General features: G+C 43.0%; 9 protein-coding genes. 4 read left to right on the top strand and 5 right to left on the bottom strand.

Going from position 1 to position 12,591, the window contains the following annotated elements; translation table 11 throughout:
* Positions 1-5 precede the first annotated feature (5 nt).
* From ABDW33_RS06900 to ABDW33_RS06890, 3 genes are all read right to left on the bottom strand, one after another.
* Complete coding sequence (locus ABDW33_RS06900) at positions 6-737, bottom strand: MIP/aquaporin family protein (RefSeq protein WP_343689333.1); 732 nt, start codon at positions 735-737, stop codon at positions 6-8.
* A gap of 166 nt (positions 738-903) precedes the next feature.
* On the bottom strand, positions 904-2,406 hold the full coding sequence (gene glpK, locus ABDW33_RS06895) for a glycerol kinase GlpK (RefSeq protein ID WP_343689332.1): 1,503 nt from the start codon (positions 2,404-2,406) through the stop codon (positions 904-906).
* Positions 2,407-2,519: 113 nt separating this feature from the next.
* A complete protein-coding gene (locus ABDW33_RS06890; protein WP_343689331.1) occupies positions 2,520-4,082 on the bottom strand; it encodes a glycerol-3-phosphate dehydrogenase/oxidase in 1,563 nt (520 codons plus the stop codon).
* 179 nt (positions 4,083-4,261) lie between these two features.
* On the opposite strand from ABDW33_RS06890, the gene ABDW33_RS06885 reads away from it, so the two are divergent.
* Together ABDW33_RS06885 and ABDW33_RS06880 are read left to right on the top strand one after the other, a co-directional pair.
* The gene (locus ABDW33_RS06885) at positions 4,262-5,032 is read left to right on the top strand and encodes a DeoR/GlpR family DNA-binding transcription regulator (protein WP_343689330.1); all 771 of its coding nucleotides are present in this window, start codon (positions 4,262-4,264) and stop codon (positions 5,030-5,032) included.
* 83 nt (positions 5,033-5,115) lie between these two features.
* On the top strand, positions 5,116-5,508 hold the full coding sequence (locus ABDW33_RS06880) for a hypothetical protein (protein ID WP_343689329.1): 393 nt from the start codon (positions 5,116-5,118) through the stop codon (positions 5,506-5,508).
* A gap of 342 nt (positions 5,509-5,850) precedes the next feature.
* Here the strand turns inward: ABDW33_RS06880 and ABDW33_RS06875 are convergent, their stop codons facing one another.
* Both ABDW33_RS06875 and ABDW33_RS06870 read right to left on the bottom strand, forming a co-directional pair.
* Positions 5,851-6,966 (bottom strand): FecR domain-containing protein, encoded by a 1,116-nt coding sequence (locus ABDW33_RS06875; protein ID WP_343689328.1) that lies wholly within the window; start codon positions 6,964-6,966, stop codon positions 5,851-5,853.
* Positions 6,967-7,023: 57 nt separating this feature from the next.
* On the bottom strand, positions 7,024-7,557 hold the full coding sequence (locus ABDW33_RS06870) for a sigma-70 family RNA polymerase sigma factor (RefSeq protein WP_343689327.1): 534 nt from the start codon (positions 7,555-7,557) through the stop codon (positions 7,024-7,026).
* Positions 7,558-7,813: 256 nt separating this feature from the next.
* On the opposite strand from ABDW33_RS06870, the gene ABDW33_RS06865 reads away from it, so the two are divergent.
* Together ABDW33_RS06865 and ABDW33_RS06860 are read left to right on the top strand one after the other, a co-directional pair.
* Entirely contained in the window at positions 7,814-11,173 is a 3,360-nt protein-coding gene (locus tag ABDW33_RS06865; protein ID WP_343689326.1) for a SusC/RagA family TonB-linked outer membrane protein, read from the top strand.
* Positions 11,174-11,186: 13 nt separating this feature from the next.
* On the top strand, positions 11,187-12,575 hold the full coding sequence (locus ABDW33_RS06860; protein WP_343689325.1) for a RagB/SusD family nutrient uptake outer membrane protein: 1,389 nt from the start codon (positions 11,187-11,189) through the stop codon (positions 12,573-12,575).
* The last annotated feature ends 16 nt before the right edge of the window (positions 12,576-12,591 follow it).

Raw genomic sequence — 12,591 nt, 5'->3', positions numbered from 1 at the left:
AATTCTTATTTTAAATACGTGAACAATAAAGCCGCCAGTGTAGCACCTACAGCTGGTCCCAGCACGGGTATCCAGGCATATCCCCAGTCAGCGCCGGCTTTTGATTGCTTAAACGGCAGTAAGGCGTGTACAATCCTTGGACCCAGATCTCTTGCCGGATTAATGGCATAACCGGTAGTACCACCCAGTGATAACCCGATAACCCACACCAGAAATGCTACAGGCAGTGCTCCCATGGAACCCATGCCGATAGTTTGTGTAGTCTCTCCTATCTTTGGATCGGTGAAGTAAAGGATAGTGATCAACAGAACAAACGTGCCAATCACTTCACTGATGAAATTGCGGCCCAGGTTTCTCACAGCAGGTGCTGTACAAAATGCAGCCTGTTTTGTAGGCCCGTCTTCTGTCCGGTCGAAATGGTCTTTATAAAATACCCACACCAGGAAGGCGCCAAACATGGCTCCCAACATCTGTGCACCCCAGTATACAAGGGCTGTGGCCAGAGATATTTTTCCAAGTATAGTCATAGTCAGTGTTACAGCTGGATTCAAATGCGCGCCGGTATAGGGTCCTGCTACACACACACCAACAAATACGGCCAATCCCCATGCTGTCGTAATCACAATCCATCCGCCTCCATTTCCCTTTGTATCCTTTAACACGACATTTGCAACCACACCATTGCCCAGGAGAATGAGCAAAGCTGTACCTATAAATTCTGCAATAAACGGTGTCATAATTTGATGATTAATTTAGTGGTGCTATTTCCTCTGAAACTAGTGTGCTGGTTCTTTCATAAACTGGTTATTATACACATTTTTTTCAAAGTGGAATAGGTGAAATTTAGTTAGTTTCAGTATAGCCTGCTCCGTAAGGCAATTACGGAGCCAGGCGCTCTCTTTATTATTCGTTCGCCCAGCCTCTGGTGCGTTCTACTGCTTTTTTCCAGTCAGCCAGCAGTTTTTCAGTGTTCTGTCCATCCAGCTCCGGCTTAAATGTTCTGTCTATAGACCATTGCTTCTTCACTTCATCAATACTGTCCCAATATCCCACTGCCAGACCTGCCAGATACGCTGCACCCAGTGCCGTTGTTTCCAGTACTTTCGGACGTACTACGTTACTGCCAAAGATGTCTGCCTGGAACTGCATCAGTGCATTATTTGCCACTGCCCCACCATCTACTCTCAGCTCGGTAGATTGCTTGCCGGAATCTGATTCCATGCTCTTCAGCAGGTCGTAAACCTGGAATGCAATACCTTCGAGTGCAGCACGGGCAATATGGCCGGCAGTTGTACCACGGGTGATACCAAATATAGCACCACGTGCATACTGATCCCAGTAAGGAGCACCTAAACCTGTCAGGGCAGGCACAAAGTATACGCCACCGTTATCCTTTACAGAAGCAGAAAGTGTTTCACTCTCAGCAGAATTGTGAATGATGCCAAGGCCGTCGCGTAACCATTGAATAGCTGCACCACCAACAAATACGCTGCCTTCCATCGCATAAGTTACTTCCCCGTTGATCTTCCAGGCAACTGTAGTGAGCAGGTTGTTTTGAGAATACACAGGCTTTTTACCGGTGTTCATGAGTAAAAAACAGCCTGTCCCGTAAGTGTTTTTGGCCATTCCTTCCTCTACGCACATCTGTCCGAAGAGGGCAGCCTGCTGGTCACCGGCAATACCTGCAATAGGTATTTTAGATGCGAATAGGGTAGTGGCTGTTTCACCGTAAACTTCACTGCTTTGTTTTACTTCAGGCAACATGCTGGCAGGAATAGTGAGGAGGTCGAGCAGTTCCTGGTCCCATTGCATAGTGTGGATGTTGAATAGAAGCGTACGGCAGGCATTGGTCACGTCCGTGATGTGCATGTGACCGCGGGTAAATTTCCAAACCAGCCAACTGTCAATTGTACCGAAGCACAGCTCACCCTTCTCTGCTTTTTCTCTCGCACCCGGTACATTATCCAGTATCCATTTCACTTTAGTACCGGAGAAGTATGCATCTATTACCAGGCCGGTCTTTTCACGGATCATGTCGGTATAGCCTTTCTCCTTCAGCTCATCACAGTATTTTGCTGTACGACGATCCTGCCATACGATGGCGTGATAAATAGGTGTACCCGTCTCCCGGTCCCATACCACTGCAGTTTCACGTTGGTTGGTAATACCAATGGCGGCGATGTTGGTACCATTCAGATCTGCTTTGGCTATCGCTTCGGCAGCCACAGAAGATTGAGTTGACCATATTTCGTTAGCATCATGTTCCACCCATCCTGGTTGTGGAAATATCTGTTCAAAAGGTTTTTGGGCAATCGCCTTGATTTCCCCGTTGTGATCGAAAATGATAGCGCGTGAAGACGTGGTACCCTGGTCGAGGGCCAGGATGAATTTTTCGTTCTTGTTCATACCTCAGTTTTTTAATTTGTTCCAAAGAGCGGTTGGCAAATCCTACCGCTTTACTCCCCGTAAGGGGATACTCTAAAGTTGTATAAGTATAACGTGGTAGGGCATATGCCGGATTAATTCAGCGTATATCCCTTCGCAAGAATTTCAAAATCTTTTAGTTCTGCCTGTATCCAGGCGGCATCTTTGTTTAATTCTTTAGCCATGATCTGTGCTACGACTGGTGCAGCTGCAACAGCGGCATGTACATCCAGGAAAAGTAAACGAAGACGTCGTCCCAGCACATCTTCCACACGACGGGCATATTCGTTGCGGATTGCCCAGATCACCATTGCTTTGTTGTATGGAAAGTTAGGCACCAGTAGTTCGCCCAGTGAATGATCTTCAGCAACCAGCCTGTTGATTGCAGTCATATCTGCTCCATAAAAACGCAGCGGATCATTTTCGTCACTCACCTGAACATAGCCGTGAATAGGCAGGTGCTCTGTTTTGCATTCCCTGGCAGTTAATACACCAGTTTCGATGGCTTTGTCAATCGTATCCTGTGCCATCCTGCGGAAAGTAGTCCACTTACCACCAGTGATGGTAATCAGGCCGGAATCAGATACAATGATCTTATGGCTACGTGATATTTCTTTTGTTTTAGCACCATCCTTACTAGGCGCAGCCAGTGGCCGTAAACCTGCAAATACGGCTAACACATCTTTACGGGTTGGTTTTTTCACCAGGTACCTGGATGCAGTATGGAGGATAAACTCAATTTCCTGCTCCAGTGCATGAGGTTCCAGTTCCGGATGATCGCGCAGGGTGTCGGTTGTACCTACTATCAGCTTACCATGCCAGGGCACAGCAAATAATACGCGGCCGTCGTCTGTTTCAGGTATCATGAGTGCGTTATCACCTGGAAGGAAAGAATGATCCAGGGTGATATGTACACCCTGGCTGGGGCGAACCATATGTGGAGCGTCAGGGCGATCCATATGCAGAATATTATCTACATACACACCGGTAGCATTAATGACTACCCTGCCATTCGCTTCGTAAGTTTCGCCGGTTTCGATGTCTTTCGCAATAATCCCGCTTACTTTCTTATTGTTATCTTTCAGTAAACCAGTGACTTTTACGTAGTTCAGCACGGTCGCACCGTTCTCAATGGCTGTCTGGGCAATGTTCAGCGCCAGGCGGCTATCGTCGAACTGCCCGTCATGGTAGACTACGCCACCTTTCAGCCCCTCCTGTCTGATAGTTGGAAGTGCCTCAATGGTTTTCTTTTTACTGATATATTTAGAAGCACCCAGGCTCAGTTTTCCCGCTAATAAGTCGTAAAATTTCAGACCAATTGTATACTTAATGTTATTAAACAAGGAGTAATTCGGAATAACGAAAGTTTCGTTCTTTGTGAGGTGAGGTGCATTTTTTAGTAACAATCCTCGCTCGTGGCAGGCCTCTTTTACCAACCCAAGATCCCCCTGCGCCATATACCGTACCCCACCGTGTACAAGTTTGGTAGCTTTGCTGGATGTGCCCTTGGAAAAGTCTGCCTGCTCTACCAGCAAGGTTTTATAACCTCTGGTAGCAGCATCCATCGCGATGCCAAGACCGGTTGCGCCGCCGCCAATAACAATAACATCCCATGATTTGGTAGAGGATAGGTCCTGTATTAACTGCAATCTGTTCATAAAAGTAAGGAGTTTAAACTAAAAGAAACTTTCTTATGGTTTCCTTTTGTTGTATAAAGTTGTTTCGTTTTGTTATTATTTCCAAATTTTTTTCCCGAATTATGTTTTTTTTAGGAAAAAAGTCAACCTTGTATTACTTTTCAGTTACTATTTTACCAATTTAATACCACGCCAGAGTTATGAAATTCGAATCAATGGCACAGCGGCATGCCTACATCCTCGAACGCCTGCAGGCTGAAGGAAATGTAAGGGTAGCTGATCTGTTTGAGGCATTGGATGTTTCGGCAGTAACCATCCGTAAGGATCTGAAAATGCTGGAGGACAAGAAGTTATTATTTCGTACACACGGGAACATAAGCAGCGCAAATCCCTATACAAAAGATAGGAACGTAAACGAAAAAGAAAACATTCTTGCCGACCAGAAGACCCGTATCGGCAAACGGGCCGCTGAAATGATTGAACCGGATGATGCTATTATTATAGCATCGGGCACAACGGTTCTGCAGGTTGCGAAAGCCATTCCGGAAGATCTGCGGGTCACTGTGCTCACCTCCGCCATGAATATTTCCATGGCCCTGCTGGACAAACCCAATATTGAGATCGTGCAGCTGGGAGGGATCGTTCGTAAAACATCCACTTCTGTAACAGGTACGTATGCGGAAGGTATCCTTGATCACTTTACCTGCAGTAAGTTATTCCTTGGCGTAGATGGTATTGATATGGAGCAGGGGTGTACCACATCAAATATGATGGAGGCACTACTCAATAAGGCAATGATCCGTACTGCCCAGAAGACTATTATTGTGACCGACTCCTCGAAGTTTGGCAAACGGGGATTCGGGAAAATTTGCCCGCTGGGAGATATAGATCAAATCATTACAGATGAAGGAATTAGTCCTGCAATGATGCGGGACCTGGAGAATATGGGGGTAGAAGTCATTATAGTTTAATAAGTATTCCGGTATGATGTTTGTAATATCTGCGCGACAATATATATTTAGAAAAACCTATTCGAACTATTTAGCTAGTAATCATGAAAAAGCTTCTGTTTGTAGCCAGCTTCGCGGCAGTATCAGCATTTTTGTTTTCCGGATGTAAAAAAGATGATGACGGTGTTAAGTCCACTACCCACAAGGTGCAGTACAAAGTGGAAGGATCTTCCAATGTAAGTATTTCAGGTGTAACTTACACCAATGCAGCAGGGGATTATGACTCAAAGTCAAACCTGACTGGTCAGACCTGGACAAGTGAAACGCTTACAATCGATTCCAAAGTAGTACCAGCGATTGCAATTGCGTGCACAGAATCAACGACCGACAACAAAGATGGTTCTTTGACTGTAAAGATCATTGTAGATGGTAAAACTGTAAAGGAGAATACCGGAACAGGTAATATCCTGCAGGCAAGTACAGTCTATGCATGGTAATAATATACGCTTAATTTTCAGAAAAGGCTTCCGGCAACGGAGGCCTTTTTTATTGGTATAATTTGCAGGTGTTTTTTATCACGGCAGTTGAAATTGATATCACCAGCAACGCGTCTACATATGCAGAAACATTGCTGGTGAAAAAGATGAAGGCCAACCCGGGAAGGTGGCCTTCTATTGCGTTGCTTCCCGCTCTGATTCGGGTTGCTGCTTTGTCGTAAAAAGGAGGGTTAACAAACGACGAAAGCTATATAACTGCCCAATAGTCCAGGGCAAGCGTGGTTATTATGAGGAACTATCTTGTTATCGGTGAATGCTGAGGGTTTGCATAGGAGAAGGAGTTTACATGATATGTATGACTCCATCTTTTGAAATATTATAAGTCACTTCTTTCGTGTCTGTTAATTGTTGTAATAGATGGATAATTGGTTTGCTCTTATCCAGTATAACACCAATGAATTTCTTTCCTGCTGCAGACTTTTCTATCAGGATCTTAACTTTCATGTTTCTGGCTACTACCTCTGCAATCCTTTCGATAGTGACATTGTCAGGGAATACGATGATACCATCTCTCCAGCTTAATACTTCCTCTACATCAAATGCATTGATAGCGATCTGCTGATCGTCAATGGTTGCAGCTTTACCAGGCGTAAGGAGTGCATGGCTTTGCCCTTCTGCTACCTGCACGCTACCCTGTACAAGCGAAATTTTCGCGCTGCCACTGTCGTACGTGTTGACATTAAATTCAGTTCCTAATACTTCAATTTCCCTGTTTTTAGGGAGGTGAACGATGAAGGGCTGACCTGCCTTGGGGGAAACTTTTACATAAGCTTCTCCGTCGATACTGATCTCCCTCTTAGCCCCGTCAAATTTCAGCGGGAAGGAAATGCGGGTAGTATTATTTAATAACACTTCTGATCCGTCATCCAGTATGACTTTATAATTGTTTTTTCCCTTTGGCACGGTCAATACGCCCAAATCGCGAGTTGTACTGTTCAAAGAACTAAAGGTGAGCGAGCCGGCTGCCGGATGCAATGCAACGCCATTCACATTTGTGGTTGCATTGCTTTCCAGATTTATTTCCTGCTGGCCTATTTTCAATAAAATGGTTTGACCATCTTCCCATGACGCCAGGGCTGTCGGCTGTTGCGGTGCCAATAAATAATAAGACAATCCGCCAACAAGTCCAATCGAGCAGGCAGCGGCAGCAAATACGCGGATGTAGCGATTGCGAACACGCCTCCCGGCTTTCGTGATCAACTCTGCTGCTGTAATGCTACCCCCTGCATGAGCGGCTATATTTTCATTTTCCATCTCTCCAAGAATCTCATCATACAGCACCTGCAGCTCTGGCCGGTCGATCATCAACTTGTCCAGTTGAGTTTTTTCGTCCGGTGTGATCGTTCCTAGTATGTCTGCCACGATCAATGTCTGTATGTCAATAGCTTCCAGATCCATAGTTGATATAATTATAGACAAACCTAAAATCCAAAAAGTATGAGTGGGAGAAAAAAATTATTTCAACTGTAACTTACTGCGGATAATCTTCAGTGAGGAATACAATTGAGTTTTAACGGTATTTATAGAAATACCTTCAATTTTGGCCACTTCTTTGTGCGGACGGCCTTCGATGTAAACCATTTCCACTGTTCTGCGACTTTTGTCAGGGAGTTCCTGCATCAGCCGGGTGATGTCATCGAGTTGCTCATTCCCGGGCTTTTCACCGGACTGTACTTCTGTGTTCATGACAGAATACTGCTGATTACGCTTTGAAAGGTTAGTGTCATGCTTTATTTTGTTCAAACAGCTATTTGCAGCCATACGGGTGAGGTATGCCCGGACTGCGGTGTTCACTTCTATATCTTTTCTTTTATTCCATAGGGATATAAACACTTCCTGGGTGATGTCTTCCGCATCATGAATATTGCGCAGAACACGGAAAGCAGCTACGAAGACATCCCTGCGATATTTGTTGTATATCTCAGCGTATGCCGGTTCGTTTCCCTCTTTAATAAGCTGAAACAGCTTTACGTCCTGCTCTTGAATCATTATGTTCGGATTTAGGTACTCTATCTATTGCTTTATCCTGACGGCGTTTTTTAATATTTATGATTATTTGGGGTTCGTTTTAGTAGAATTATTATCACCAAAAATACTTAATTTTTTAGAATGTCGGAATGACTGTAAAAATGATTAAATTTCCGTGCAGTTTATCATACTTTTTGACAGTCAGAATTGTCTATAATGCCCCTGTGATGTTGTCCATTTTATCAACTGATACTTGTCGAGAAGGTCCCTTAAGTATATGAAGAGAATTTTTGAGGTCAATTGTACTGGTTATATAGTGCTTTGCCTGTTATTCTTACTGAGAGCAAGCATGCCTGCTTTTGCACAAAACCCAGGCCCGTCCGATCTTAACGAGATGTTGAATAAGAGGATGGACCTGTCGGTATCCGGTAAATCATTAAAAGCCATTTTTAAGCTGATCAGTTCCAGGACCGGCTTACACTTCATTGCCTCCGGGGATCAGCTGGATGTAACAGATCACTATTCTATTAACGTCAAGGACTTTTCAGTAACACAAATATTGAATGAATTGTTGGGCCGGCAGGGTTTTACCTGGACCGTCAGAGGAAATATGGTAGTATTTAGCAGATCTGGTCCATTGATACCATTGCCACCGAATTCGATTGCAAGGTTTATACCGGACAAATTGAATGTCGTAACGGGTATTGTAACTGATGATGAAGGAATACCGTTGCCTGGAGCTACAGTCAGGATTAGCGGGACTAATTCAGGCGGGACCACAGATGAAACAGGACGGTTTTCATTTCCAACAGATAAAGAGGAAGTGATATTGTATACGACTTATACGGGTTATAAACCTTTCGGGATAAAGGTCAATGTGGATGATTCAATCAGGATAAAGTTAATGTTGGCTGATAATGTGTTGGATGAGACCGTGATCATGGCTTATGGTATCACCACCAGGCGGACAAATACAGGAAGTATTGGTAAATTATCTTCCGGGGAGATTGCGCGACAGCCGGTGAATAATTTGCTCGGTACACTTGAAGGGAGGATACCGGGATTAGCAGTGACCCCATCAAGTGGAGTGAATGGAACTAGTTTTTCTGTGCAGATCAGGGGACGTAATTCTTTTGCAAATGGTTCTGATCCTTTGTATATCATAGATGGCGTGCCTTATATATCAAGTAAGAAGATTAATCTGTTGGGATCAATTGCGGTGCAGAATTTTGATGCGGGCGGGATTAGTCCTTTTAATAACTTGAATAAAGACGACATTGAGAGTATAGAAATTTTGAAGGATGCCGATGCAACGGCCATTTATGGAAGTAGAGGCGCGAATGGAGTGATTCTGATTACGACCAGGCGAGGAAAGGAAGGTCATGCATCGCTGCAGACAAAGGTGAGTATAGGAGCAGGGAGGGTGCCCGGATTGGGCAATTTGTTATCTATGGACCAATATATAACGATGAGAAAGGAGGCATTTACCAATGATAACGTTACGGCTGAAAGTCAGGTAGGAAGCGCCGGGTATGCCCCTGACCTGAAGGTATGGGATCAGCATAGCAATCAGGATTGGCAAAGGAAGATTATTGGCGGAACAGCCAGAAATATGAATGTGAATATGGCGCTAAGTGGTGGAAATAAAGTATTTCAATATAGGTTAAGTGCAAGTTTGTTGGAGGTCTCATCTGTATTTCCTCTGAAGATGCCTTATCGGAGAGGTACCGGTGATGTATCGTTGACTTATCTATCGAAAAATAAGAGGTTGAGTGCAGATTTTAACGGAATGTACGGAAAGGATAGAAATCAGATTTTTAGTGGAGTACTGTTAGGAACCCTCTCTCCACCAAATCAGCCCGGCCCGAAAGATGATAACGGAAAGCTGGTATGGAGCAATAATGGTAAAGAGTATGTTAATCCTTTGTCAGAGCTGTACAAGAAGTATCTGATTAAAACGGGGAATCTGTTCGGCAACATGAAATTAGGATACCGTATCGTAGATAGTTTGAGCTTCTTATTGTCTGCAGGGCTAAACAGGTATCGGGACAATGAAAATTCACAATTCCCAATTATCGCAAGAAGCCCGGATAGTGATTCGGCTTCTATTGGGGCTGCTACATTTGGTGTACAGAACATTGAGAGTTATATCATCGAACCACAATTAGATTATACCAACACATTCAAATTTGGAAAGATCAATGCGTTGATAGGTGCTACCTGGCAGTATAGTTCAAATACCAGTACCACGACAGATGGTAGAGGCTACTTAGATGATAGTAAACTGGATGATCTTTCCGCAGCAGCATCGATATCTGTTACCGGGCGATATGCCTCGAAATATAAATACGCGGCCCTGTTTGGCCGCTTGATTTACAATTACAGGGACCGTTATATTATAAATTTTTCGGCAAGAAGGGATGGATCAAGCCGTTTTGGCCCCGGAAAACGGTGGTCGAATTTTGGATCTGTAGGTGGCGCCTGGTTATTTAGTAATGAGGGCTTTATAAAGAATAATCTGCAGTTCCTGGATTATGGAAAACTGCGTGGTAGTTATGGCATTTCTGGAAATGACCAGATTGGAGATTACGGATATTTAGATACATGGTCTTCAAATTTAAATCCCGGTATTTATCAGGGTATCACTCCATTAACGCCCGATGCTTTGTTAAATACCAACTTCTCATGGGAGAGAAGTAAAAAAACAGAAACTGCACTTGAATTGGGATTTTGGGATAACAAGCTGATTACAACCGTTGCCTATTTTAATAGTATCAATGATAAACAGATTATTGCCTATAAACTTCCGTCTCAGACTGGCTTCATGAACGTTATCAAAAATGAAGGCGTTGTAATTAAAAATTCAGGATGGGAATTTGATATGACTGCGGAGATAATGAAGAGAAATCATTTTAGCTGGAGAATGAATGCAAACATTACGCTCCCGAAAAATCGGTTAGTGGCATTCCCTGATTTAAATAGCTATACATATTCTCTTTATTATTCAGTAGGATATCCACTGAATTTATTGAAACGTTATCATAGTATCGGCGTAGATAAAGCAGATGGCGTTTTTAAGTTCGAAGATGTTAATAAAGATGGCGCTCTAACTACCGACGATTTTAAAAACGAAGGACACCTTGATCCTACATTTTATGGCGGCCTGGGAAATACTTTCCAATGGAAAGACCTCAGATTGGATCTTTTTCTGACATTTAGAAAACAGACAGTACCTAACTATTTTTACGCTGCATTCGTTAATGGGGTGTCTCCGGGAATGCTGGCCAATCAGCCTGAATGGGTGTTAGATAGATGGCAAAAACCAGGAGATGAAACGAAAGTGCAGCGCTATGTAACCACCAATGAAATAAATGGGCAGCACCAAAGTTTTATTATATGGCAATCTGATGCTGTATATGAAAATAATTTCTTTGTAAAAGTTAAAAATGTTTCACTATCCTATTCCATAAATGAGAAGCTGCTTAAGAAAATGAAATTGTCTGGGTTGAAATGTTATTTGCAGGGACAGAATTTGTTTACATTAACGAAGTATAAGGGATTAGATCCCGAAACTCCCTATTATTTATCACTACCTACATTAAGGATTTTAACTGTAGGAATGGAGGTTGTTTTATAATAAATTCCCGATAATGAAAACTTGTATTGTAGTATTACTACTAATCTGCTCACTGGCATGTAATAAGCTCATAGACGTGGGAGACCCTGGTAATAGTGTAATTGGAAAGAATGTATTTTCCCACGATACCTCAGCACTCTCTGCCGTGGGGGGTATTTATTCTAAAATAATGGTTTCCCTTCCCAATATATTAAATACTGGCGTAACTATTTGCGCTGGCCTGTCAGCTGATGAACTATTACCGAATAGCACTGGTAATAGTTTGCAGGATTTTTATACTAATACTATCTCCACTACCAGTTCTTTTAACAGGGTATATTTATGGTACTATGGATATACCCTGATCTATCAGACGAATGCGTGCATTGAAGGGATTTTAAATAGTAATAAACTTTCTGAAGATGTAAGTAACCAACTATTGGGAGAAGTATACTTCATCAGATCATTGGTTTATTTTCAGCTAATTCAGCTGTATGGTGATGTCCCGTTAGTGGTTTCTACCGATTACGAAAAAAATGCCGGATTGAAAAGAACCAGTGCTGCTGATATATACGTACAAATCAAAGAAGACCTGTTAAAAGCTACAGGTTTACTGAATGAGAACTATCCCAGTGCTAACAGGGTCAGGGTCAATAAATGGGCTGCAAAAGCACTATTGGCAAAATTATACCTGTACAAAAATGATTGGACAAATGCAGAAAGTGCATCAGGCCAGGTGATTAATGCTGGATTCTATCACCTGGAAAAAGATTTTAACCGGGTGTTCCTGTTTAATAGCAAGGAAGCGATCCTGCAATTTATGCCCACTGAAACTGGTTATAATACTACGGATGGCGCTCAGTTTGTACCTTCCATGTCAGGAACTTCACTTCCCCAATATTCACTTACTGAATTTTTGCTGAATGCATTCGAAGCAGGGGATAAGCGTGCAGTTAACTGGATTGGTAAGAAAACTGTTAATGGAGTTACCTACACTTTCCCTTATAAATATAAATTGAGGGTAGATTTCAGCCCGACATACGTCGTTACTGAATACAATATGGTGCTTCGGCTTGCGGAACAATATTTAATACGTGCTGAAGCGAGAGCACACCTCGGCGATCTGAACGGCGCTATGCGAGATATTGATAGCGTAAGGAACAGAGCGGGGCTACCGTTAATATCTATCACGAACCCCTATATTAATTTAGACGATTTATTGAAAGCCATACAGAAAGAAAGGCAGGTGGAATTATTTACGGAATGGGGAAGCCGTTGGTTTGATCTGAAACGCACTAAGACGGCAACAGATATTTTGAGAAACAGGAAGCCATCCTGGAAAGACACAGATACTTTATATCCAATCCCTGATGCAGAAATAAATCTGAATCCTAACCTGACTCAAAACCCCGGATATAACTAAGAAAGCACCTGTGAAT

The organism is Chitinophaga sp. (assembly GCF_039596155.1).
In the GTDB taxonomy this organism is placed as follows: domain Bacteria; phylum Bacteroidota; class Bacteroidia; order Chitinophagales; family Chitinophagaceae; genus Chitinophaga.
Note: the sequence above shows the minus strand (reverse complement) of the source record. Positions and strands in the feature narration are given on the sequence as shown.

Bases quoted from the DNA above. Each gene is read 5' to 3' on its own strand.
- ABDW33_RS06900 (WP_343689333.1), bottom strand. From the start codon at position 737: ATGACACCGTTTATTGCAGAATTTATAGGTACAGCTTTGCTCATTCTC.
- glpK (WP_343689332.1), bottom strand. From the start codon at position 2,406: ATGAACAAGAACGAAAAATTCATCCTGGCCCTCGACCAGGGTACCACG.
- ABDW33_RS06890 (WP_343689331.1), bottom strand. From the start codon at position 4,082: ATGAACAGATTGCAGTTAATACAGGACCTATCCTCTACCAAATCATGG.
- ABDW33_RS06885 (WP_343689330.1), top strand. From the start codon at position 4,262: ATGAAATTCGAATCAATGGCACAGCGGCATGCCTACATCCTCGAACGC.
- ABDW33_RS06880 (WP_343689329.1), top strand. From the start codon at position 5,116: ATGAAAAAGCTTCTGTTTGTAGCCAGCTTCGCGGCAGTATCAGCATTT.
- ABDW33_RS06875 (WP_343689328.1), bottom strand. From the start codon at position 6,966: ATGGATCTGGAAGCTATTGACATACAGACATTGATCGTGGCAGACATA.
- ABDW33_RS06870 (WP_343689327.1), bottom strand. From the start codon at position 7,557: ATGATTCAAGAGCAGGACGTAAAGCTGTTTCAGCTTATTAAAGAGGGA.
- ABDW33_RS06865 (WP_343689326.1), top strand. From the start codon at position 7,814: ATGAAGAGAATTTTTGAGGTCAATTGTACTGGTTATATAGTGCTTTGC.
- ABDW33_RS06860 (WP_343689325.1), top strand. From the start codon at position 11,187: ATGAAAACTTGTATTGTAGTATTACTACTAATCTGCTCACTGGCATGT.